Raw genomic sequence first — 21,939 nt, forward strand, 5'->3', positions numbered from 1 at the left:
GTCACGGGCTGGAGCGGAACGGGCAAGACCTCGATCGTATCGATCATCAATTATGTTCTCGGGTCAGGAACGAGCACAATCCCGCTAGGCGTCATCCGTGAGACAGCCTCTTGGTATGGCCTCCTCATCGATACCGACCTCGGCCTGATGCGTTTGGCTCGGGAGAAGCCAGGGACGCGATCTGTATCGGACGCCTATTGGTGGCAGCAGGGTGATGATCTTTCAGACCCGCTTCCGCGGCGCCCAAATGCCAATGCTAAGGCCGACCGGATCAAACTGCTATTCGATGATCTCAGCAAGCTCTCCAACCTCGACACTGATCCCGACGGCGGCGGGTTTACGGGGCGCGCGAGCTTTCGGGATATGGCAGCGTTCAATTTTCTGCCGCAGCATATCGTTGCTAACCCCTACACCATGTTTTTCAAGGCCGACACGACCAAGCATCGTGAAAAGCTGCGCAATGTCATGCCGCTGGCTTTGGGGATTATCACCAATGACGACCTTGTCCGGATGCACAATCGCAAATTGCTGCGCGACCGAATGCGCCAACTTGAAGCTGAGTTGAAACTCAGGCGGGAGGCGGTGGAGCGCTGGCGAAGCAACGTGACAGGAGCATTTTATCAGGCTCAGGAACTGGGACTTCTACCGACCGGAGAGATGCCAGAGAAAATTGAAGCGGTCGTAAGTCTGCTACGTCAGGTTGTCGATGCCGGTGGGAAAAGCGCGGCAACTGCAGGACGAATTTCGAAGGCTGTATCGCGGCTTGAGGCGCTTCGCGTACAGGAGCGGGAACTTGATCGCCAGATCGCCGATGCGCGGCGTCGGCTTCGACGGTTTCAAAGTCTCCGCGGCTCCATCTCAGAATATGGCGCAGTTCTCACCGATCAGCAGGAAAGGGTGCGTGGCGTCGGATGGTTTCGCGAAGCGATCGTCGCCGATGAATGTATTTTGTGTGGTTCCGAAAGTGGAGCCGCCCGCCGAGCGCTTGAAGAACTTGAGGCACCGATTGCGGAACTTGAAGATCTTTCCGCTGGCGCGTTATCCACACCACCGATCGTCGATCGAGAGATTCTGGATATCGAACGCGAACTGCTGCTTGCGGAGGAGGCCATGCTAACCGTGCGTCAGACGAGGATCATAGCCGAATCTGACGTTGACCGGGAGCACGGTCAATCCCAAACCCTTGAGAAGGTTTACAGATTCATCGGTAGAACCGAACAGGCGTTGCGAATGCTCGGAGAGATCGATGGTGAGGGTGGCCTTACCGATCAGGTCAAGGACATCCTTGAACGTGTAGGGGAAATAGACAAGCAACTCGATGAGTCCGGTAAGCTGGATCGTGAAGCGGGGATCAATCGCGTAATCACAAAAGGGATCCGGCGAGTGATCGAGCTTCTAGATGTCAAAGGAGCGGATGGTGTCCCTAGCCTCGACCAAAAAGAGCTGAATGTGAGGTTCCGGCGTCATGGCTTCGACCACTATGATTTTCTTTGGGAGATTGGGAGCGGAGAGAATTGGATGGCGTACCACCTAGCCATGCTGCTCGCTCTGCACACCGTCTTCCTGAACCGGCGTGAGAACAACCCGGTGCCTACATTCCTCGTGATTGATCAGCCCAGCCAGGTGTATTTCCCCAGCGACACCTACAAGGAATTCATCGAAAAACCGCCTACGGATCAGGTGGCTCCCATGAAAGGCGAAGACCTGAAGCGAACGCGCCAGATATTTGAGATGATGGCAAAGGTCAGACGTAAGCGCCGACGGAAGGTGGCGTTGACGCGGCCTGTCAGGCTTTCCGGCGTGTCCGCGGCGCCCATTTTTTCGCGAGCGCTTCCAGCCTTGCCTCGATCAGTGGGATATCGGGCTGGGCGTTGGGATCATGGTCGTCGCCGAGAGTATCGAGCGCTTCTTCATGATATTCATGCTGGGGGTCGCCGAGCGCTTCGAGCTTTTCGGCATAGCCCCATGGCCCGCCACTGTCCTCCGGCGGGCGCATGCCTACTGCATCGAGGATGAGCGGATATGTCAGGTGCGGGCTGGCCGGGCTGATGCGCTCGATCTTGACGCTGTGGTCCCAGGCATCGCCAAAGTCGTAGAGATATCGGAAGGTCTTGCGCCTCGTATCCGCCAGGACCTGGGCGAGAGTGGCCTTACGAGCGTCGAGCGGCCCGTCGAAGCCGTATTCAGGATCAGGGATGCCGAAGCCGGTCTGCCCGAAGCTCATTTCCCACAGGTGAGAGTCCGTCCACGAGAAGGCGGTCTGGATGACGGTGTGCAAGCGGTCGAGCCGGATATTGAGCGGCACCTCCAGCGTTCGACTGACGGCCGGTGTGACATCGTCCAGCGTAATCTTCATCCGCACGACAGTGCCGTTGTTCACGCAGCCTTCTCCAGATCGTTGGTCAGCCTTGATGCCTGCCACTTCCACGGCAGGAAGTCATCGATCCGATTGATCGGGTGGTTGCCGATGCGCTCGATGACGTCGGTGAACCACGCCTCGGGCTCGACGCCGTTGAGCCGGCATGTGCCGGCCAGGGAGTAAAAGAGCGCGGCCGCATCCCCACCCTTCATGGAGCCGACGAACATCCAGTTCCGGCGCCCGAGCGCGACACCGCGCAGGGCGTTTTCCACCAGATTGTTGCTGATCTCGAGCCGACCATCATCGCAGTAGCGGATCATGGCCTGCCAGCGGTTGAGCGGATAGCGACAGGCACGCGCCAGATTGCTGTCGGACGACAGACCTCGGTTCTGGGTTTCAAGCCAGACGCGTAAAGCCTCCAGCTTCGGCACCGCCTTGCTCTGGCGGATAAGTCTTCGCTCCTCAGGTGGCGCGCCCTTGATATCGCGCTCGATGGCGAAGAGTTCGGCGATCCGCACGACCGCCTCCGCCGCGATCGGAGACGGGCTCTTCTCCAGTATGTCGGTAAATTTCCTGCGACTGTGACTCCAGCATCCAACTTCGATGATGTCCCTGGGCGCCTTGGTTTTGGGGTCGCGGTAAAGCGCGTTATAGCCCGCAAAACCGTCTGCCTGTAGATACCCCTGATAGCCGGCGAGATGTTCTGCCGGATGCGCTCCGCCACGATCTGCGCTGAAGCGGAAGGCTACGGCAGGCGGGCTCATGTCACCACTGGAGCGGTCATCACGCAGATACACCCAGAAGTGCCCGGTCCGGCTGCCATCGCCATTGCCCAGCAGCGTGACCGGCGTGTCGTCACCATGGATCTTGGCGGCTTCCCGGATATAGGTGAACAGCCGCTCGCCCAGCGGCGCCAGCAGCCATGCCAGTTTTCGCGCCCAGCGGCTCATCACATCCCGATCGATATGCAACCCCACCCGGCGGAAGATCACCGACTGCCGGTGCCAGGGCTGATGATCGACAAAGCGGCTGACGACGAGATGGGCCAGCAAGGCGCTGCTCGCCATGACCTTGGGCAGCGGCAGATCGACAGCGGGGGCCTGGCGGATCTGTTCGCAGGATCGGCACACCAGCCTGGGTCGGACGTGGCGGATGACGCGGAAGCGCGCCGGGACATAATCGAGGACCTCAGAGACGGCCTCGTCGATCTGCGCTGACGGTCCGTTACAACCGCCACTGCACGGGCTGGGCTGATGATCGACCGTCTGACGCGGGAAGTGCGCAGGAAGCGGAACGCGACCGCCGGGTTTGCGGGCCGATTTCGTCACAGGCGCCGCCGGCGCCTCATCGTTGGCAGGTTCCGGGGCTTCGACCTCCTCAAACATCAGCCGCAGCTGGGCGATATCCATTTTCTCGGAGCTACGGCCGAACTGGACGCGCAGCAGTCGCGCGACGCGATGCTCGAGCTTTTCGATCCGCAAGGTCTGGGCTTTGACCGTGGCTTGCGCCGCCGTCAGTTCGGCCCGTTCCTGCTCCATGACATCGGCCATCTCCAGCAGCATTTTCTGCAGGAGGACCGTGTCTGTGGGAAGGCGATCAAGGGCGAACCGCATGGCCTCGACCATAGCGAAAGACCACGGTAAAACCTACATAAAATGGCGGTTTTCCTGATCTTTTTGGCTATGCGAGACTCGGCGTGATCACCTCGTCGTGGACGATCGCCTGCTTCCAGTTCAGCCCTTCGACGAGCATCGCAAGCTGGGCGGCCGACAGCCGGAGCGCGCCCTCATGAGCACGGGGCCACACGAACTTTCCGCGCTCGAGACGCTTTGCATACATACATAGCCCGGAGCCGTCCCACACCAAGGCCTTCAACCTGTCGCCCCGCTTGCCGCGGAACAGGAAGACCGCCCCCGAGAATGGATCGAGCTGAAGGATATTGCGCACTTGCGCCGACAGCCCGTCGAATCCCTTGCGCATGTCGCACGGCGCCAGCGACAGGTAAATCTTCGTCGAAGGCGGGAACGCCAGGCTCAATGATCCAGCTCCCGCAGGACATCGAGCACCTGTTTCAGGGCTCCCCGATCAACCTCGCCATCAACCAACACCGTCAGGCCGCACCGCCCTCGAACCTCGATCCGCCCAGCTTCCCGAGCTTTGGCCGCCGGCGAAGACGATGCCAGTTCGACAGGCACGAAGCCTGCCATCGCTCCGCGGAGCAGTTGCTTGCGCCAGGTATAAAGCTGGCCTGTTCCAACGCTGTGCCGCCGAGCCACGGCCGAGACGATCGCCCCCGGCACCGTCGTCTCCTTCAGGATCGCCAGCTTCTCCTCGTCGCTCCAGTTCCGACGCCGCTCCACCCGTACAAGCGCTCCGCCATCACCACGACCGCTCATACGAGGCTCGTTTGACTGCTCAATGTCCATGCTCACGCCTCCTTAAAGGTCGCGAGCTTTCCTATTCCGGCACTACCGACAAGGCCGCCTTCCGTCGGCACTTACGGTCAGACAGGGCTTGAAGGGACTTCAAATCATCGTGCTAGAACACGCAGACAAAGACACCTGGGGAGAAGTCCCCAATGTGGCGGAGGCTGCTAACTGGCGCGGAGGCCATGGCCTCATCCCTGCTCACTGGCAGATTTGATCCGCTCCCCAATGAATCGGGCAGATAGCGTTGCGGCAGCCTTGCTTGTCCATTACCTGCGACGACGTCGGGAACGCGCTTCGTAGGCGGTGAGTATATTGGCCGTAAGCGCGATTCCTCGCTCAGCGAAGTCCTTCGCGCCGCTATCGACTTGCTCGAGAAGTATCCGGCCAATTAGTTCAGCTGGAAAGCCCTCGCTTACAACCTTTTGCAAAAGCTCATTCAGCGTCAACCCTTCAACGCCGACTTGAATATCCGGCTTCACGGACGTGGCGGCAGAGCGTGGATCGCCTTGTCCGAACAAGTCGCGTAATTTACCCGGTGGAGGTGGCGCATCACGCCCTGCTGCCTGTTCACTCGATCGTGCGAGACCAGCTTGCGCCGGTGAGATTGGATTTGGATCTGACCTAATCCGCGCAAGAATGGTCTGCCCAAACGGCAGTTGGCACCAACCCATGGCATCTGCGCCGGTCCTCATCATGCGATCCAGCGGCTCAAGTTGGCCGAGCCCGCTTAGCCACAATTTCCCTTCGAGGACTCCTATAGCATCGATCGCTGCGCGGGCCGGTTTCCATGATCGCAGATCGGGGTATCGGAACGATGTTACTTCGCGGCGTTCCGCGACCGACGCGAGCCGAATTGCCTCTGACTGAATGTATTCCCGATCCTGAATCGTCCCATCGCATTCGCGATTAGTGCAAGCACCGATGATCGAGCCAGCCATCGTAGCAATCGAATCGGTATCGGAGCCCAGAGCATTGATTATTGTCAACAGGCTGTCCCGGGGGTCTGATATGTCCGAGAGCGAAGCCGCGAAAGCGGCGATAATAGCCGTTTTCGTTCCCGAACCACGTGAAGATGGCTCATACCCACCAAGCGCTTCGAGGGTTTCGACGTAAATTGCAGGGAGTTGGGCGCCTTCGAACCGTTCGAGCAATGCCAAATCTTCTTCAATCTCTTGAAGAACAACAGCAGCTGCTTCCTCGAACGACGTTCCGCTGGCTTCCTCCCAAGCGCCGAGCCAGAAAAGTCGCAAATCACCATCGCTTTGTATGAGGCTTGATAGCGATCGCAGCTGCTCTACCATCGGATTGAGTTCGAGCAGCCGTGCGGGCCGCCCTTCGCGCAGAGCGAAAATTAACGAGCAGGCATGAAAGCACGCTCCAATTATTCCACGCGGATGACCATGGGTGCAAATTGAATTGCGGAATACGTCGAGGAGGACTTGCCGTTCATCGGAGAGGTCACGTGCAGCCCAAGCGTGCGGCTGCACGCGCATTGCTGCTCCGTTTCCACCTGCGGACAGGTAGCTCGCCCGTTTACTATCGAAAAAATTGGAATACCAAGTCGCGGAAGTACGAGCGAGATTTGATGCCGCCTCCTTCGATCCGATGCCTGCTCCTAACGCATAATTTGCCCAGGCTGTCAGCTCTACCTTAGCGAACGCGGCGACGTCGAAAGTTCCATCAGCCCGAATCGACCGCGATGTCGAAAGGCGTAGTTGAGTGTCATCTGAATAGGATCCTGCGGGAAAGTCTACGCTTGCCCCGGAATAGCCACCAACCTTTCGTCGCCACGGGACTGTGTTTTCAACTTGGTCCGCGCCGATTCGGTATTGCACCCGCCCAGCGTCAGCGAGCTCGGTCATGAAGCCTAAAGCGTCGCCATAGGCGGCCCATTCGGCCGACAATCTGTTTTGCTTCTCGCGATCCATACTCAATCTGGCCGAAATTCAAACTTCTCAGGTGCTACTACCACATCGACCTCCCTGTGAAACGTTGCTTTTAGGAAGCCGACGGTTTCCGACTGATCCATAGCCGTTCGCACATATATGCGCTGCAGATGCTCAGTTGAAAGCGATCCCGGATAGAGAGCCTCAGCTTGAAAGCAAGTTGGATAGCATGATCGAATGGTCTGAGGCCTACCGATCGAATTGCCCCGCCATCGAACCACAGGGTTATCGAAAAGGCGTTGAAGAGCGGCTTCTCCTTCCCCTCTCGCGACTGATGAGTAGATATTATTGGTTGTTGCGAATACAACATCGTTGTGCGTTAGCACGAGGGGATCGAAGGCTAGGATACACCAAAAGATCGGCTCTTCCCGATGCCAGTTATTGGCGCTCACCCGATAAAATTGTGTGTTAATGTGCTCGATAGATAGGCTGATGTGGTCGAGGAACGCTATGTCGCGCCGAAGTTCGGCGTTTGCGCCAAATAAAAAGCGCACCATTTCGTCGTCCTCGAGACGCGCGCGAGAGAGGAGTGTTCCAGTGTAAAGAGTTCCAAGGCACCCATGGTTCGTGGTGAAATGAACGACCTCGCTGATGCCACGGGCCGCTATCAAATCCGCGACACTCATAACTGGACTCTTTCCATTACGGCGTCGGGTATGACGCCCAGCAGTGGCAAATCTTCTCCGGGCTTGGTGCCGAGCAATACCGTCTCACGTGCGCGTCCTACACCCATTGCGACAAGCCTGCGATGCGATTCAAATCGATCATCATCCGGCGCGTTGCCATATGTAGCATGCTGACCCGACAGGCCGATCATGAACACATGATCAAATTCCAAACCCTTCGCGCTGTGAAGAGTGCATAAGCCGATGTTTGCTGGTCCTTCCGGCCATTCTGTGGCGCCTTGCAACTCACAATAATCGAAGCCGCTGCCGTTGAGAGCCGCGCGTATATCTTCGAACCAACCACCTCCTTTGAGGTGGAGAAAACCCACTGTCTCTCTCGACAAATCGATCTGGCGCAGTCGGTCCATAGCAAATTCAAGCTGTCTGCTAAACCTACCGAGTAGCAATGTGGGAACTGGGCCGTCGCGACGACACACCGCCGGGTTAGGCAAACTCCCATCGTCGTCAAGTGTGAGGCCTGCTGCAATCGACGCCGCGAGAGTCGCGATTTGACGCGAGTTCCTATAGTTTACGTTCAGTCGAAAGCTGCGCCCGGGGGCGATAACGATGCCGGCTTCTGCCCAAGGACTCCCTCGGGGATAAATCCGTTGAGCGGAATCGGTCACGATCATCACCGTACCATCATCAGCAGCGTGACGCATGACAGCACGAAGTTGGTTTGCTGACAGGTCTTGCGCCTCGTCGACAACAATCACATCATAGCGAAAGGCAGGGTCAGCCTCCATCATGGCGACCGCAATGTCATTGAAATCTCGCGCGGCGTTGTCCTGCTTCCAGGTCAAATAAGGTTCAACAACTTGCTCAAGTAGCTGCGTGCGGATTGGACGCGGCATAGCTGGAGACGCTCCGCGCCCTGTTCTTTCGATTGCGATATAGTCACCAAGCTGTTCTGGCCGCAGGCGGCCAAGAAGATATTCCACTTCGTCCTTAACGAACGGCGTGTCTCGAGGAAAAGGGAACGCGAGTTGAAGGAGGCGCTGTCGCACAGATGCGACGGCAGGCCCCCGCCAACCCAACGTATCGAGTGCCCACCGATCGAATGTTGAGATGTACAATCGGACATCGTCCGCATAATCCGCCATTTCACCTTCCGCCACAGCGGTAATGTAGCTGCGGAGCGAGTTGTTGTAAGTTAGTACAAGAACATTTGCGGGAAGGCGACCGTCGTTCCGAAATTGATTGACCGTGGCGCCCGTTGCTGCCCTTAACGCCAATAACGCCGTCGTGGTTTTGCCGCTTCCCGCAGCCCCCCGAATGAGTGAGACGCCCGTTTGTATCCGTCGCACTACAGCGATTTGTTCGGGCGTAGGCGGCACCCGCCTTAGAACACGCATTCTCCAACATCCCCCGCGATATTCGACTCGATTCCCTTCAATAGTAGCTAAGCGTCTCTCTTCTTTTAGAGCAAGCCGGCATTGACAATGGTTTAGGCGGAGCCTGCTAATAGTCCGACCGCCGCAAACGTCGCCAGCCAACATTATGGAACTGCTTTAGGGCAAACGGGAATTTCTCATTCGGCCAATTTGGGAATTGAGGGTCAGAAGGCTGCGGGTCCGCACTTAGCGAACCTAAATTTTTTCGAGCAAGGCCAAAAAAAGCGTGGGCTCTTGCCCCTGCCCTTGTTGATTCAGACAACATCGAATAATGTTGATTCAATCAACAATGGATTCGGTAATGGTCACTGACGATCGATCACAGGATGTTGCGGCTTTGCGGGCCTTCAATCGGGTTTATACGAACAGGCTCGGCCTGCTGAACCCGCATCTCGATGGCAGCCCGTTTACGCTCAGCGAAGCGCGGATACTCTACGAACTCGCCCATCGCGTGGCTCCGACCGCTGCCGAAATCGGCAGAGCGCTTCACCTCGATCGCGGGCAAATCAGCAGGACGTTGAAGCGCTTTTCAAATCGCGGGCTGGTCGAGATAAATGACGACCCCTCGCACGGGCGTCAGCAACTGCTATCCCTTACTGCGGCAGGGAAAGCGTCGTTCAACGCTCTGGACACGAAAACCCAACAAGCGGTGAGCGAGCTGTTATTCGGGTTGCCGGCTTTCCGACGGAAGCGCCTGATCGCAGCAGCAGAAACGATTTCGGAAATCTTCGAGGCCGAGGAGAAGCCGACCGTTCGCTTGCGTAGCCTCCAACCAGGCGACCTTGGCCGGATCGTCGAGCGGCAAGCGATACTTTATGCGCAGGAATATGGCTGGAACCAGGACTATGAGGCGCTGGCAGCCCGGATCGTGGCTGATTTCCACCAGTCATTCGATCCCGCCCGTGAAGATGCCTGGATTGCGGAGATGGACAACCAAATGGTCGGTTCGATCTTTCTGGTGAAAGGCGAGAGCGATGCGGTCGCCAAATTGCGCCTCCTCTATGTCGAGCCTGATGCCCGCGGCGCCGGCGTGGGCAAAATGCTGGTCGAGGCTTGCATCGCGCGGGCGCGCGACCTGGGATATGAGCAGCTCGATCTTTGGACCAACAGCGTCCTCACAGCGGCGCGCGCCATTTACCAGCGAGCCGGGTTCAAATTGGTGGACGAAGCGCCGCACCATAGCTTTGGCCATGACCTGATCGGACAGACGTGGTCACTGACGCTGTGACGTCGGCTTCCTGATTGCATGTGAACCCTCGATGCCCAATACAAGGCTCATGGGGGATGTTCACAAATTTAGGAAGCCGCCGAATGGCCGTAGACCTTCTTCCCAATCCAGGCAGCCGTATCGGCGCGGGACGAAACGAAGGCGATGGACGCGCAGGCAAAGCATCCTCGTCGTCATCGGCCTGTTGCTTGGGGCGTCCCTGGGGCTGAAGCTGATCGGCGGGACGGGTTTCGCTTCGGAAGAGGCGAGCTTCCAATGCAGCAGCATCCGCGTGATCGACGGTGACACGTTTGATTGTGGATCAACGCGCATTCGTCTGTCAGGGATCGACGCGCCAGAGCTCCCCGGTCATTGCCGCCAGGGACGCCAATGCACGCCGGGCGATCCCTATGCGGCCACGCAAAATCTCCAAAATCTTGTCTCGGCTGGTTCGGTTCAATGCCGCAAGACCGACATAGACAAATATGGCCGCACGGTCGCCAGATGCACGTCGAATGGCGTGGACCTGTCCTGTGGTCAGTTGAGCGCGGGACAGGCGGTGCGCCGCTACGGTTATATCCTTTGCTTGTAAAAGCCGCAGTCCCAACGGCATAGGGGCGAGCATGCTTCGGCCATCCGACATCCTCATCCTGTTCGCGGCTGGACTGGCCGCCCCATCGATCGCTGGCCCCGGTATCGCGGCCGCGCGCGCCGTCACTACCTCGAAATCTGTCACCGAGATCAGAGCATTACGGGACGAGATCAGCGAGGCTGCATCCGCGACCCAAGTGCTGGACCGGTGGTGTGTCTCCAAACATATGGCGCCAGAAGGCACGGTCATCGCCGAGAAAATCGCCAACAAGCCGGTCGCCGCCACCGCTCCCCTGCGCCGCATTTTGCAGATCAGATCATCAGACCGCGTTCAGCTGCGGCACGTCCGATTGCGCTGCAACGGGCATGTCCTGTCGGTCGCAAGGCTCTGGTATGTCCCATCCCGCTTGCCCGCTTCCATGGAGGCAAGCCTCCAGCAGACGGACACGCCTTTTGGCCGGGTGGTCGCGCCCATGCATCTCGACCGGAAATCGGCCGGATCGTCGTCCGCATGGCCGCCGAAGGAAGGCGGAGCTGCAGCGACTAAGCCGCCGCAGGTTTTGTTTTCCCAGCGCGCGGTCATGAGCCGGGCAGATGGCCTGCCGATCGCCTATGTTGTTGAAGACTATCAACGCGGACTCCTTGGCTTCGCGCCCGATTGAAGCGCAAACCACGCGGCCCGCGATGGTGACGACGCTCGCAGAGCAGGCAGAGCTTCACCGTGCTGTAAGCTAGCCGTTCGCGAGCTTCGTGCCATGACAGACGATAGACCGCTATCGCATGATGCCTGCTCGTCGCAGAGCGTCCTCGATGATCGTCCCCACATTCATGTGGCCTCGCGCTTGGCGAGAAGGGAACACGCTTTTTCGCATTGGGAAGGGAATTAAAGCAGGCTCGTGCGCGACGGGATTACTCTCCTCGCCCGCCTCAACCGCCATCGGCATAGCCGCCGCTTTCTCACCGAGACCCCAGAATGCCGCAATATGCCGGGTCGATGATATCCCGGCGTCGAGCATATAGGGGCTGGCGATCCCGCAAGCGCTGGGACCGGAGACCGCAAGCGGCGTCCCATGGCCCATACCCACCACCTCATAGGCTTCGATCGCCACCCGGCCATCAGGCTCTCGCCAGAGGCGCTGGCGCGCGCCGTCCACGATCCGCGTTTCAACGTCTGAGGCGTCTCTGCCATGAACGGCCTGCCACTGGGCAATGATCCGTTCGGCATTTGATGCGTCCACCGTATGGTCCGCGTTGCCCTGCCAGACAGAGAGGGTCGGCCACGGCCCTTCATGATCGGTCGCGGACCGGACCAGGGCGCCCAGCGCATCGTCATCGGGATAGCCCTCGCCCCGCATGCGCGCGAAGGCTTCCGGCACGGTCGCCGCCGCGCCGTATGGCAGGCCGGCAATGATCGCGCCGCCGGCGAACAGTTCAGGATAGGTCGCCAGCATGATCGACGCCATCGCACCGCCGGCCGATAAGCCGGTCACATAAATGCGCGCCTCGTCGATCGGATGCGCCGCTACCATGGCGGCGATCATCTGACGGATAGATAGCGGCTCACCGGAATCCCGCACAGCGTCGCCCGGCACGAACCAGTTGAAGCAGCAATTGGGATTGTTGGCGCGCCGCTGCTCCGGGAACAGCAAGGCAAAGCCCAACTCATCCGCCAATTGCGACCAGCCGGCACCATGGTCATAGGCATCGGCATTTTGCGTACAGCCGTGCAGCACCACGACCAGCGGCGCCTTACCCCTCTGATCTGAGCCACCCAAATTTTTGGGGATATAATATCTGGCCCGCAGCCCTCCGGGATTAGAACCGAATTCCTCCATGTCGCTGAGCCGTCCCCGGTCAGACGGTGGCGGCGGCTGGAGCGATAATGCCCTGAATTTTCCGAGTTGTGCGATCGTCGAGTGCAGTTTCGTCATAACTGTCCCTCCATGGGCAGACGCCCATCCGACCCTATAACGCTGCAACTGCGAAATACGTTGCTGCACCGCACAATAATTTTTGAAAATGCCGGAGCAGCGTTGTCCAGATCGTGGCACAAATAACGCAAAATTGCGCCCATAGACACCTTTACGGCAATATTGCCTTCATCGGCGCCCGCGCTGCGCTGCGCGACGATCCGCTTTCGCCGATAGTCCTTGGTCGAGCTCTGGCTTGTTCCATCGTGCCGCTGACCCCAGCGTCATCAGGTCGTCACCGCGAGTCAGGAAGGTGAACACCTTGTTCGTCACCTCGATCATTAGAGCTTTCATTTCCTCATCGGAAATGCGCGAGAGGTTGGTCCAGGGAATTTCGCCATAGGGGGTAACGACCTTCACATCGCTATAATCGCCGGTCGCACTGTTGGGCGTGACGCCAGCATGGAGATCCTCCAGCCCGGTGTTACGCACGCACTGCTCCACCAAGGCGAGGGTGTAGAAGGCCTTCTCTTCCTCGGTCAACATGTCATCAGCCATGCCCGCCTCCATGTCAGCCATGCCAGAGCAATCCTGCCGGCTCGCTCAGCTCTAGCGGCTCTGCTTACGCCATTGGTCCAGCGCATCCTCATATTTCGCACGGGCTTTGTCGACCGCCGTCTGAAATTTGCCGGCTTGTCCCCTCTCCTCTTTCCGGACCTGCGCAATCTGCGCCCCAATGCAGGCGCGCTCTTCCTCCAGCTCCGCAATGCGTGTTTGGACGGACTGCTGGTGCGCGGCCAACTTCTGCTCCGCCAAATCCAGCGCCTTCCGACTGGGTCGCGGCCGGGGCTTCGCCAGCGGCGGCTCAACCTTCGCTCTGCCATTCGCTTTTCGCGGCGCGGTTTTCGCTCGCTTCCCGGCGAAGGCCAGATGCTCCTCCGCGGTCCCGCGAGCGCGCTTGATGACGGTGCCCGGCTGCTCGGCCGCTTGTGCCAGCAGCATGGGGTCATCGACCCTTTCGGCAATGCCTCGTGCAAACAGATCGGCGTCGGCGCCCCAGGCTTTCAGCGCCGCCTTCTGGCTGGGCGCGGCGACGTAGGCGTCGTGAAAGCCGATCGGGGTTCGAAAGAGTTTCAGTCTGGACGCCATGAAGCCAGCCATCCGCCAGATGAAGACGGCCCGTCAGTCGGGGGAACTGACGGGCCGCCGATTTCATCGAACCGCTAGAGCGGGGGGCAATGATATGCGGCTCGATGAAAGAAGAACGGGCAAATAGGTCCTCGGTTCCGGGACGATCGCATTTCCTCGCTATGCCGCCCGCCGCCTGAGGCTTCTGAATGTTATGGACCAGCGCAGCGCCTCCATGGGCGCAATGCTATGCTCCCAGTCATATCGGGCCTCACCGCTCATATGGTAGATGGAGCGGGACGGAAGCGGCGCGTTCGCCCGGTCGAACCCTGTCTCGGTGCGGCGGCGGAAGCGCATGGTGGCCGGCTCACCCAGCGAGACGCCGATCACATGCTCGAAAGCGGGCCGGTCTCGATGCCAGCCAATCCCGGCGCCCGGATCATAGCGGATCAGCAGCAATTGCTCGAGATCATCCGGCTCCAGGCCTGCAAACCGCGCCGCGCGCGCCTGGAGCGGTGTCGCCCATTCCGGAATGGGCTCTGCGCGCGCGAATATGCCGGTCTGAAAATCATAGCTCCAGCCGAAGCTCCTGGTCAGCCGCTTGCCGGTCCATTGCTGGAAGAGAAACGGCGTGAGGCCTACGCGATCGATCCCGGCGACAAGCGCCTGCTCCTCGCCAAGCGTGATGAAATCCTCCGCCAAGCGCAGCCCCGGCAGGACCGGTTCGTCCGAAAGGCATGGCCGGGCCGGCATATCCAGGGGAAGCATCAGGGTCATGGGAATGTTCTTCGGGTCTAGCCCATCAGAGGGCGAAGCTCGTCTGGACAGGCTTGGTCAGCATCTCTTCGATCGTGAAGAGGTCACCCGGCGGCGTCACCAGCAGTTGCTCCTCGGGCACCTTGCAATCCAGCCACTGCATCACCTGCCGCCGCTCAATGATCGCGCCATGCCGACTCTGATAGCGGATGACGTCGGGGTTCGAGTCAACCGTGAGAATGCGGTAGCTGACCGGCCAGTCGCCCATGGGCGGCTCCCAGATGGCGGCGAGATAGAAGAAATTGCCGTCCTCGCGAAAGGCCCGGAATTTCTTCTCGCCATTGCGGATATGGAATTCCGAGGCCGGAACAAGGCAGCGGCTACTCGGGAAGCTTTTCCCTTCGGAGCGAATAAATTCGTAGGAAACGCCATCGGAAAAGCGCGGGTTGGAACCCCAGGCCGCCTCGATCATCTCAATCTCTTGGCAATCATCCGGATTGCGTCGGATGATGGCACGGCGACTTCCGAGAGCGTCGGAGTCGAAGGGTGTTGCTTTCGAGTCCATGATGAGAACATATAGCGAACGATCGATTTGGGCAAGCTGAAGAAATCCGCGCGGAGACTCTCATGTGCAACGATTACACGTTGAAGGTCGACATCGCCTCGATCGTCGAGGATTTCGAAGACCTCGAGATCAAGATCAAGATGCCCGAAGGCAAACCCAATGTGCCGGCGCGCGACGATATCAGGGTGACCGACATGGGGCCGATCGTGCGCAGCGTCGAGTGCGAGCGCGGCATGGGCGAACTGGTCAATCGGCGCTGGAGCTGGCCGGGCAACAATGGGAAGCCCGTCTATAATTTCCGGACCGAGGGACGCGAGTTCAGATCGCATCGCGCCCTCATCCTGGCTGACGGCTTCTACGAGTTTACCGATCCGCCCGTCCCTCGCCCGAAGGACAAGCGGCTCGACAAATGGCTGTTCGCCATGAAGGATCATGACTGGTTCTGCATCGCGGGCATTTGGCGGGAAAGCGCAGCGGGTGAAGCGTTCACGATGCTGACCATGGATGCCGGACCCGATGTGGCGCCCTACCATCATCGCCAGATCATTCCTCTCACACGCGACCAGTGGGCCGACTGGCTCGATCCGACCGTGCCGGCAAGAGACGTGCTGCGCTGGCTGCCGCAGGGCAGTCTGCCCGTTACCCAGGTCTATGGCTCTCCCCCCGCGCAACAGGTGTTGCTGTGACGCAGGATGCCACCCTTGCCCGCTTCGTCGAGGCGCAGGCGAAAATCTATGAGACGGCGCTCTCCGAAATCCGGGCGGGCGCCAAGCGCAGTCATTGGATGTGGTTTATATTCCCGCAACTTCGGGGGCTCGGTCACAGCCCAACCGCCCACTATTATGGCATCGCTTCGCTCTCCGAAGCCCGGTCCTATCTCGATCATCCCGTGCTGGGCCAGCGCTATCTGAACTGCGTGAAGGCGCTTCAGGCGTTGGCCGGCAGCGATCCTGTTGCCGTCTTCGGATCGGTCGACGCGATGAAGCTGCGCTCATCGCTCACCTTGTTCGAAGCCGCCGGCGGACCGGCGCTGCTCGGCGACGCGCTCGAACGCTGGTTCGACGGCGAGCGGGATGCCTCGACGCTCCACCTCCTCGCCTAAGCCATTCCTTCCACCCGATTCATCCATCTTGACGAATGGACAAACTCAAAGGAACATATAGGGAACAAATTGAGTCGTTGTTCCCATGTCCGCTTGCCCCTCCTCCCTCGACCAGAACCGGGTCGACCAGCTTACCGCGCTTCGCGCAAATCTGGTGCAAGCCCGAGCCGCGCGCGGGCCGGCCTTGTCCTTCGGGCTGTCCGAAATGGACGAGCGCCTAGCCGATCATGGTATTGATGGCGCGGGGCTGCACGAGATCGCCGCCGCGTCGGCAAGCTTCACCGACGATGCCTGTGCCACGCTGTTTGCCGCGGGCATCGCGGCGCGGTTCGCCGCCGAGCCGGGGTTCAGCATCCTCTGGGCAGTGACGCGCTTTGATCTTTATGCGCCGGGCCTTGAGCAGATCGGCCTTGGCCCCGACAAGATCCTCTATGCGCAGGGCCGCAAGGATAGCGAGGTGTTGGCGCTTGCCGAAGATGGCCTGCGCGACGGCTCGCTCGCCTGCGTCGTCGCCGAGGTGAAGGCCGCCGACCAGACCGCGACCCGCAGGCTTCAACTTGCGGCGTCTGACGGCAAGACGCCGATGCTGCTCTTCCGCCGCCATCGCAGCCGCGACCGTTGCCCCTTGAGCGGGCTTTCGTCGGCGATGACGCGCTGGCGCATCGGCGCTGCGCCTTCAAGCCCCCTCCCCCATGCCGGGCTCGGCCGGCCGCGCTGGTCGGTCGAGCTTGTCCGGCAGCGGAACGGCAATCCCTTCTCTCTCGAACTGGAAGCGTGCGATGACACGGGTCGCCTCGCTCTACCTGCCGCAGCTCGCGATAGAGCGGTTGCGGGAGGCAGAGCGTCCCGCCAGGCAGCCTGAGCCTGCCTCCGTTTCGATCACTCCGCGCTTCGCTCCGCCGATCGACGACAATCCTGGCGCCTGTTCTGTCCCCAAGGCGGGCGGCTGGCGTCCCGGTGCGCGTTGGGCGCGCGATGGGGCGCTCGGTAGCAGGCCCAGCCAGGCCGAGATCGACGCTCTGCCATCCCATCAGCGCCCAACCATGCGTGAGATGGGACGGCGCAGCGAGGCGGCCGAGCATGTCTTTAAGGCCATGCCCGCCGATGACAGTGGCGGCCGCGGCCCGTCGACGACCGTCGCTCCGCTCACATGGGCGACACTGTGGGGGAGGCCCACCGTCCTGGTCACGCGCACTGGCCAAAGAGACGTCGTGACCGCCGCCTGCCCGCTTGCATTGGAGCTTGGTCTTCGCCCCGGAATGGCGGCCGCGCATGCGCGCGCGCTGGTGGCCGACCTTGAGGTGTGCGACGCGGAGCCGGAGGCGGACCGCGCCTGGCTCGACCGGCTGGCGCTACACGCGGTCGCGCATTGGACGCCGACGGCCTGCGTTTCGGAACCGGACGGCCTCTGGCTCGATTTGACCGGCACGACCCATTTGTTCGGCGGCGAGGAACGTTTCTGCCGCAGACTGCTGCGCTTTCTGAAACGTCTGGGTTTCACCGCCAGCATCGCGATCGCTGGCACGCCGGGCGCCGCTCATGCGCTCGCGCGCTACAGGAGCGAGGCCATCACCCTTCTTCCCGAAGGCAGTGAGACGCAGGCCATTGCCGATTTGCCTCTCGCCGCGCTTCGGCTGGAGCCGGGGGTGCTGGAGACTGCTGCCCGCTTCGGTCTGGAGCGTATCGCCGAGCTCTATCCCATGCCGCGCGGGCCGCTGGCGCGGCGCCTCGGCCTTGCCACCGTCCGGCGTCTTGATCAGGCCCGCGGGATGATCGCCGAACCCATCGTTCCGGTCGTCCCCTTCGAGACGCCCCATATGGAGCGGCGGCTGCTTGAACCGATCGGCACCGCTGAGGCGATCAACCAGGTCATCGGCGATCTGGTCGACGATCTTGTCACCCTGCTGGCCGGACGGGGCCTTGGCCTCCGCACCGCAATACTCGCCTGCCAGATCGTCGATGGGAGCGAGCAGCGCATCGCGATCGGCACGGCAAGGGCCACGCGGGAGTCCCGGCATCTGAAGCGCATGCTGGCCATGCGGGTCGAGCGGATCGATCCGGGCCTTGGCATTGAAGCAATGACGTTGGTCGCGCCGCGCGTCGAGGAACTGAGGGCGCAGACGCTGGAGGCTGGCCTTATCACCGGCGATTGCGCGCCCGATATAGCGCTGCTGGTCGACCAACTCGCGGGCCGGATTGATCCAGACATGCCTTTCCGCCTCTCCTCCCATGAAAGCGACGTGCCGGAGCGCGCGGTGCGCAGGGTTGGGCCGCTGACAAAGAGCAAGGGCTGGCCTGGCTGGAAGCGTCCGGTGCGGATGCTCCGGCGACCCGAGCTTCTCTCTACCGTCGTGGCGCTGCTGCCCGATCATCCACCGCGGCGCTTTGTCTGGCGAGGATCGAGCTATCGCGTGATCGCCGGCGATGGTCCGGAACGCATCCATGGCGAATGGTGGCGCAATGCGAGCGAAATGTGGGCGGTCCGGGACTATTTCCGGGTGGAAGCGGAAGGTGGCCAGCGCTTCTGGCTGTTCCGGCGGGGCGACGGCGTCGACGAACAGACCGGCAATTTGAGCTGGTTCATGCATGGGGTCTTTGGCTGATGGCCCGCTATGTCGAACTCCAGGTGACGAGCCACTTCTCCTTCCTGCGCGGCGCATCCTCTCCCGAACAGCTTTTCTCCGCCGCTGCCCTGCTCGGCCACAAGGCGCTGGGCCTTGCCGATTGGGGCAGCGTTGCGGGTGTGGTGCGCGGCTGGGATGCGCAGAAGGCGACCGGCGTGCGCATGATCGCGGGCGCGCGGGTCGATCTCAACGATGGCCGCGCCCTGCTCCTCTATCCGACCGATCGCCCAGCCTGGTCGCGGCTGACCCGCCTCCTCTCGATCGGCAAGGCGCGCGGCGGGAAGGGCTGCTGCCTCCTCGACTGGGCCGATGTCGTCGCCCATGCCGAAGGGCACATCGCGATCCTCCTGCCGGACCAGCCCGACGATATGACGCTGGCCCATCTGCGCGACCTCAAGGCCGTCTTCGGCGTGCGCGCCCATATGGCGCTGGCACTCCGCCGCCGACCGGACGACATCGCCCGGCTTCACCGGCTGGATGCGATGGCGCGCGCGGCAGGCGTGCGCAGCGTCGCCACCGGCGACATCCTCTACCATTCGCCCGATGTCCGGCCGCTCCAGGATGTGATGACCGCCATCCGGGAGAAGACGACGATAGATGGCCTGGGGTTCAGGCGCGAACGCTATATGGACCGGAACCTCAAATCCCCTGTGGAGATGGAGCGGCGTTTTTCCGCCTTCCCGGACGCGATCCAGGCGAGCGTCGATATCGCCGCCATGTGCCGCTTTGATCTGTGCGAAATCCAGTATCAATATCCCTATGAGCAGGTGATGGAAGGGCGCACGGCGCAGCAGGCGCTGGCTGCTCTCACGCAAGCCGCCGCGGACAAAATGTTCCCGGCAGGCCTTCCCAAAGCCTACCGGAACCAGATCGACCATGAGCTGCGACTGATCGACCAGCTCGGTTACGCACCCTATTTTCTGACGGTAAATTCGATCGTCGCGGAAAGCCGCAGGCGCGGCATTCTTTGCCAGGGCCGAGGCTCCGCGGCGAACAGCTGTGTCTGCTATATGCTGGGCATTACCTCGATCGATCCCATCAAGCATGAGCTTCTCTTCGAGCGGTTCGTTTCGGGCGAGCGCAAGGAACCGCCCGATATCGACGTCGATTTCGAGCATGAGCGCCGCGAGGAAATCATCCAGTGGATCTATGAGACTTATGGCCGCACCCGATCAGCCTTGACAGCCGTCGTCACCCGCTATCGCACCCGCGGCGCGGTCGCCGAGGTCGGCAAGGCGCTGGGCCTGCCGCGCGATCTCACCAAGATGCTGACGGGCCTTGTCTGGGGCTGGTCGATGGACGGCATCACCGACGAACAGATTGCGAGCGCCAATTTGAACGCCGAGGATCATCGGCTGAAGCTCACCCTGGAACTTTCCCGGCAGCTCATCGGCACGCCGCGTCACCTCTCCCAGCATCTCGGCGGCTTTGTCCTCACCCAGGATCGGCTCGACGATCTCGTGCCGATCGAGCCGGCGCGGATGGAAGATCGGCAGATTATTGAATGGGATAAAGACGACATCGATGCCCTCAAGTTCATGAAAGTCGATGTGCTGGGCTTGGGGATGCTGGGCTGCATGAACCGGGCATTCAATCTGCTGGAAGAGCATAAGGGCCTGCGCGTCGGCATGGCCGATCTCCAGGACGATGACCCTGCCGTCTATGCCATGATCCAGCGCGCGGACACATTGGGCGTCTTCCAGATCGAGAGCAGGGCGCAGATGTCGATGCTGCCGCGGATCAACCCACGAGAATTTTACGACCTCGTGATTGAGGTCGCGATCGTTCGCCCCGGTCCCATTCAGGGCGACATGGTCCATCCCTATCTGCGCCGCCGCGAGGGCAAGGAGGTGCCCGAATATCCCAAGCCCGAACTGGAGACGGTTTTGAAGAAGACGCTGGGCGTTCCGCTCTTTCAGGAACAGGCGATGAAGGTCGCGATCGTCGGTGCCGGGTTCACGCCGGCCGAGGCTGATCAGCTCCGCCGCGCGATGGCGACGTTCAAGCTGACGGGCGGGGTCAGCCATTTCTACGACAAGCTGGTGAACGGCATGATCGCGCGGGGATACCCCAAGGATTTTGCCGAGCGGACCTTCAAGCAGATTGAGGGGTTCGGCAGCTATGGATTCCCCGAGAGCCACGCGGCGAGCTTTGCCAAGATCGCCTATGCCTCCTGCTGGATGAAGCATCATCATCCAGACGTCTTCTGCGCCGCACTCCTGAACGCGCAGCCCATGGGCTTCTATGCGCCCGCCCAGATCGTGCGCGACGCCCGCAACCATGGCGTCGAGGTCCGCCCGGTCTCGATCAACCATAGTCATTGGGACTGCACGCTCGAACCGGCACGCGGGCGATATAAGGCAGTGCGCCTGGGCTTCCGACAGGTGCGCGGCCTTGCCAATCTGCACGGCGCCGCGATCGTCGGGGCGCGTGGCCCAGCGCCGTTCGAGAGCGTCGCAGAAGTCTGGCGCCGCGCCTGCGTGCCGCGCGCCGCAATCGAGCGGCTTGCGGAAGCCGACGCTTTTGCCTGCATCGCGCAGGACCGGCGGCAGGGGCTCTGGAAGGTCAAGGGCCTGGGCGAAGCGCCGCTGCCCCTTTTTGCGGCGGCCGACGAACGGGAGGGGAAATTTTCGTCTGAAGGCCAGGAGGTGTCGGTCGTGCTCCAGCCGATGAGCGAAGGCCGCGAAGTTGTGGAGGATTACCGCTCGCTCCAGCTCTCGCTCCGCAATCATCCGCTGAGTTTCCTGCGGCCTCAGCTCAACGCCATGCGGATCGTGCGGTGCGCAGACCTCAAGTCGATCCGCGATGGTCGCAATATCGAGGTGGCAGGCGTTATTCTGGTCCGTCAGCGGCCCGGCTCAGCCAAGGGCGTACTGTTCGTCACGATCGAGGACGAGACAGGGGTCGCTCAGGGCATCCTGTGGCCTGACAGGTTCGAAATCTACCGGCGGCAGGTCATGTCCGCCTCCATGATCGCCATGCGCGGACGGCTCCAGAAGGAAGGAGAAGTCATTCACATTATCTGCGACCGGATCATCGACCATGACGAGATGCTCCGCTCCGTGGGACGAATGGAATTTTCTGTAGCCCCCGGGCGAGGCGACGGCGCAAGCCATGGTGGCGGCCCCGATCCACGCGACCCGGCCTTTCCAAATGGTCGGACAATCGGATCGCCTCCATATGGACATGAACGCACGAAAGACAGCATCCTCCCCATTCGCAGTCATGACTTCCATTGAGCGACAGATGGTACGACGCCGACG

General features: G+C 61.0%; 21 protein-coding genes and 1 pseudogene. 10 read left to right on the forward strand and 12 right to left on the reverse strand.

All coding sequences use genetic code 11. The annotated features are described in order from the left end of the window. Positions 1-1,230 precede the first annotated feature (1,230 nt). Positions 1,231-2,016 carry a DUF3732 domain-containing protein gene (locus ACFOKF_RS22445; protein ID WP_380799330.1) on the forward strand — a complete coding sequence of 262 codons (786 nt, stop codon included), beginning with the start codon at positions 1,231-1,233 and terminating at the stop codon, positions 2,014-2,016. Here ACFOKF_RS22445 and ACFOKF_RS22450 read toward each other — a convergent pair. From ACFOKF_RS22450 to tnpA, 4 genes and pseudogenes are all read right to left on the reverse strand, one after another. Next, positions 1,928-2,356: pseudogene (locus tag ACFOKF_RS22450) on the reverse strand (plasmid pRiA4b ORF-3 family protein); the annotation flags it as partial. The gene ACFOKF_RS22445 and the pseudogene ACFOKF_RS22450 sit on opposite strands and share 89 nt — an antisense overlap. 20 nt (positions 2,357-2,376) lie before the next feature. Beyond that, positions 2,377-3,984 carry an IS66 family transposase gene (gene tnpC, locus ACFOKF_RS22455; protein ID WP_380798819.1) on the reverse strand — a complete coding sequence of 536 codons (1,608 nt, stop codon included), beginning with the start codon at positions 3,982-3,984 and terminating at the stop codon, positions 2,377-2,379. 55 nt (positions 3,985-4,039) lie between these two features. Next, the gene (gene tnpB, locus ACFOKF_RS22460) at positions 4,040-4,396 is read right to left on the reverse strand and encodes an IS66 family insertion sequence element accessory protein TnpB (RefSeq protein ID WP_347881915.1); all 357 of its coding nucleotides are present in this window, start codon (positions 4,394-4,396) and stop codon (positions 4,040-4,042) included. Beyond that, a complete protein-coding gene (gene tnpA, locus ACFOKF_RS22465) occupies positions 4,393-4,785 on the reverse strand; it encodes an IS66-like element accessory protein TnpA (RefSeq protein ID WP_380798820.1) in 393 nt (130 codons plus the stop codon). The genes tnpB and tnpA overlap by 4 nt, the downstream gene beginning before the upstream one ends. Positions 4,786-4,873: 88 nt before the next feature. On the opposite strand from tnpA, the gene ACFOKF_RS22470 reads away from it, so the two are divergent. Continuing rightward, positions 4,874-5,002, forward strand: a complete 129-nt coding sequence (locus tag ACFOKF_RS22470; RefSeq protein ID WP_380798821.1) for a DUF3732 domain-containing protein — start codon at positions 4,874-4,876, stop codon at positions 5,000-5,002. 52 nt (positions 5,003-5,054) lie between these two features. On the opposite strand, the gene ACFOKF_RS22475 is transcribed toward ACFOKF_RS22470, so the two are convergent. Genes ACFOKF_RS22475 through ACFOKF_RS22485 form a run of 3 tightly spaced genes read right to left on the reverse strand, consistent with a single transcriptional unit; the run spans position 5,055 to position 8,898 of the window. Then, positions 5,055-6,716, reverse strand: a complete 1,662-nt coding sequence (locus tag ACFOKF_RS22475) for an ADP-ribosylglycohydrolase family protein (RefSeq protein ID WP_380798822.1) — start codon at positions 6,714-6,716, stop codon at positions 5,055-5,057. Between the two features lie 2 nt (positions 6,717-6,718). After that, positions 6,719-7,360, reverse strand: coding sequence for a DarT ssDNA thymidine ADP-ribosyltransferase family protein (locus ACFOKF_RS22480; protein ID WP_380798823.1), 642 nt, complete (start codon positions 7,358-7,360; stop codon positions 6,719-6,721). Beyond that, a complete protein-coding gene (locus ACFOKF_RS22485; protein ID WP_380798825.1) occupies positions 7,357-8,898 on the reverse strand; it encodes a UvrD-helicase domain-containing protein in 1,542 nt (513 codons plus the stop codon). The genes ACFOKF_RS22480 and ACFOKF_RS22485 overlap by 4 nt, the downstream gene beginning before the upstream one ends. A gap of 196 nt (positions 8,899-9,094) precedes the next feature. Here ACFOKF_RS22485 and ACFOKF_RS22490 point away from each other — a divergent pair, with 196 nt between their 5' ends. From ACFOKF_RS22490 to ACFOKF_RS22500, 3 genes are all read left to right on the forward strand, one after another. Continuing rightward, entirely contained in the window at positions 9,095-10,021 is a 927-nt protein-coding gene (locus tag ACFOKF_RS22490; RefSeq protein ID WP_380798826.1) for a bifunctional helix-turn-helix transcriptional regulator/GNAT family N-acetyltransferase, read from the forward strand. A 271-nt stretch (positions 10,022-10,292) separates the two neighbouring features. Next, complete coding sequence (locus tag ACFOKF_RS22495) at positions 10,293-10,592, forward strand: thermonuclease family protein (protein ID WP_380798828.1); 300 nt, start codon at positions 10,293-10,295, stop codon at positions 10,590-10,592. A 31-nt stretch (positions 10,593-10,623) separates the two neighbouring features. Beyond that, on the forward strand, positions 10,624-11,253 hold the full coding sequence (locus ACFOKF_RS22500) for a hypothetical protein (protein WP_380798829.1): 630 nt from the start codon (positions 10,624-10,626) through the stop codon (positions 11,251-11,253). A gap of 111 nt (positions 11,254-11,364) precedes the next feature. Here the strand turns inward: ACFOKF_RS22500 and ACFOKF_RS22505 are convergent, their stop codons facing one another. From ACFOKF_RS22505 to ACFOKF_RS22525, 5 genes are all read right to left on the reverse strand, one after another. Next, a complete protein-coding gene (locus ACFOKF_RS22505; protein WP_380798831.1) occupies positions 11,365-12,522 on the reverse strand; it encodes an extracellular catalytic domain type 1 short-chain-length polyhydroxyalkanoate depolymerase in 1,158 nt (385 codons plus the stop codon). 168 nt (positions 12,523-12,690) lie between these two features. Continuing rightward, entirely contained in the window at positions 12,691-13,080 is a 390-nt protein-coding gene (locus tag ACFOKF_RS22510; protein WP_380798833.1) for a hypothetical protein, read from the reverse strand. Between the two features lie 30 nt (positions 13,081-13,110). Continuing rightward, positions 13,111-13,650, reverse strand: coding sequence for a hypothetical protein (locus tag ACFOKF_RS22515; protein WP_380798835.1), 540 nt, complete (start codon positions 13,648-13,650; stop codon positions 13,111-13,113). Between the two features lie 159 nt (positions 13,651-13,809). After that, positions 13,810-14,406 (reverse strand): alpha-ketoglutarate-dependent dioxygenase AlkB, encoded by a 597-nt coding sequence (locus ACFOKF_RS22520; RefSeq protein ID WP_380798836.1) that lies wholly within the window; start codon positions 14,404-14,406, stop codon positions 13,810-13,812. Positions 14,407-14,431: 25 nt separating this feature from the next. Continuing rightward, the gene (locus tag ACFOKF_RS22525; RefSeq protein WP_380798838.1) at positions 14,432-14,857 is read right to left on the reverse strand and encodes an SOS response-associated peptidase family protein; all 426 of its coding nucleotides are present in this window, start codon (positions 14,855-14,857) and stop codon (positions 14,432-14,434) included. Positions 14,858-15,012: 155 nt separating this feature from the next. On the opposite strand from ACFOKF_RS22525, the gene ACFOKF_RS22530 reads away from it, so the two are divergent. From ACFOKF_RS22530 to ACFOKF_RS22550, 5 genes are all read left to right on the forward strand, one after another. Next, complete coding sequence (locus ACFOKF_RS22530; protein ID WP_380798839.1) at positions 15,013-15,636, forward strand: SOS response-associated peptidase family protein; 624 nt, start codon at positions 15,013-15,015, stop codon at positions 15,634-15,636. Further along, entirely contained in the window at positions 15,633-16,052 is a 420-nt protein-coding gene (locus ACFOKF_RS22535; protein WP_380798840.1) for a DUF1810 domain-containing protein, read from the forward strand. Before ACFOKF_RS22530 ends, ACFOKF_RS22535 begins: the two co-directional genes overlap by 4 nt. An 85-nt stretch (positions 16,053-16,137) precedes the next feature. Next, positions 16,138-16,914, forward strand: coding sequence for an ImuA family protein (locus ACFOKF_RS22540; protein ID WP_380798842.1), 777 nt, complete (start codon positions 16,138-16,140; stop codon positions 16,912-16,914). Next, positions 16,832-18,655 carry a DUF6504 family protein gene (locus tag ACFOKF_RS22545; RefSeq protein ID WP_380798844.1) on the forward strand — a complete coding sequence of 608 codons (1,824 nt, stop codon included), beginning with the start codon at positions 16,832-16,834 and terminating at the stop codon, positions 18,653-18,655. The genes ACFOKF_RS22540 and ACFOKF_RS22545 overlap by 83 nt, the downstream gene beginning before the upstream one ends. Beyond that, on the forward strand, positions 18,655-21,915 hold the full coding sequence (locus ACFOKF_RS22550) for an error-prone DNA polymerase (RefSeq protein ID WP_380798845.1): 3,261 nt from the start codon (positions 18,655-18,657) through the stop codon (positions 21,913-21,915). The genes ACFOKF_RS22545 and ACFOKF_RS22550 overlap by 1 nt, the downstream gene beginning before the upstream one ends. The last annotated feature ends 24 nt before the right edge of the window (positions 21,916-21,939 follow it).

The sequence above is a fragment of the Sphingobium rhizovicinum genome, assembly GCF_042647625.1.
Taxonomy (GTDB): Bacteria; Pseudomonadota; Alphaproteobacteria; order Sphingomonadales; family Sphingomonadaceae; genus Sphingobium; species Sphingobium rhizovicinum.

Excerpts from the sequence above, each read along its gene's own strand:
- ACFOKF_RS22475 (WP_380798822.1), bottom strand. The coding sequence starts at position 6,716 with ATGGATCGCGAGAAGCAAAACAGATTGTCGGCCGAATGGGCCGCCTAT.
- tnpA (WP_380798820.1), bottom strand. The coding sequence starts at position 4,785 with ATGGACATTGAGCAGTCAAACGAGCCTCGTATGAGCGGTCGTGGTGAT.
- ACFOKF_RS22445 (WP_380799330.1), top strand. The coding sequence starts at position 1,231 with ATGCTCGGAGAGATCGATGGTGAGGGTGGCCTTACCGATCAGGTCAAG.
- ACFOKF_RS22490 (WP_380798826.1), top strand. The coding sequence starts at position 9,095 with ATGGTCACTGACGATCGATCACAGGATGTTGCGGCTTTGCGGGCCTTC.
- ACFOKF_RS22525 (WP_380798838.1), bottom strand. The coding sequence starts at position 14,857 with ATGATCGAGGCGGCCTGGGGTTCCAACCCGCGCTTTTCCGATGGCGTT.
- ACFOKF_RS22550 (WP_380798845.1), top strand. The coding sequence starts at position 18,655 with ATGGCCCGCTATGTCGAACTCCAGGTGACGAGCCACTTCTCCTTCCTG.
- ACFOKF_RS22505 (WP_380798831.1), bottom strand. The coding sequence starts at position 12,522 with ATGACGAAACTGCACTCGACGATCGCACAACTCGGAAAATTCAGGGCA.
- ACFOKF_RS22545 (WP_380798844.1), top strand. The coding sequence starts at position 16,832 with ATGACACGGGTCGCCTCGCTCTACCTGCCGCAGCTCGCGATAGAGCGG.
- ACFOKF_RS22480 (WP_380798823.1), bottom strand. The coding sequence starts at position 7,360 with ATGAGTGTCGCGGATTTGATAGCGGCCCGTGGCATCAGCGAGGTCGTT.
- ACFOKF_RS22510 (WP_380798833.1), bottom strand. The coding sequence starts at position 13,080 with ATGGCTGACATGGAGGCGGGCATGGCTGATGACATGTTGACCGAGGAA.
- ACFOKF_RS22515 (WP_380798835.1), bottom strand. The coding sequence starts at position 13,650 with ATGGCGTCCAGACTGAAACTCTTTCGAACCCCGATCGGCTTTCACGAC.
- ACFOKF_RS22520 (WP_380798836.1), bottom strand. The coding sequence starts at position 14,406 with ATGACCCTGATGCTTCCCCTGGATATGCCGGCCCGGCCATGCCTTTCG.
- ACFOKF_RS22485 (WP_380798825.1), bottom strand. The coding sequence starts at position 8,898 with ATGTTGGCTGGCGACGTTTGCGGCGGTCGGACTATTAGCAGGCTCCGC.
- ACFOKF_RS22540 (WP_380798842.1), top strand. The coding sequence starts at position 16,138 with ATGTCCGCTTGCCCCTCCTCCCTCGACCAGAACCGGGTCGACCAGCTT.
- ACFOKF_RS22530 (WP_380798839.1), top strand. The coding sequence starts at position 15,013 with ATGTGCAACGATTACACGTTGAAGGTCGACATCGCCTCGATCGTCGAG.
- tnpC (WP_380798819.1), bottom strand. The coding sequence starts at position 3,984 with ATGGTCGAGGCCATGCGGTTCGCCCTTGATCGCCTTCCCACAGACACG.
- ACFOKF_RS22500 (WP_380798829.1), top strand. The coding sequence starts at position 10,624 with ATGCTTCGGCCATCCGACATCCTCATCCTGTTCGCGGCTGGACTGGCC.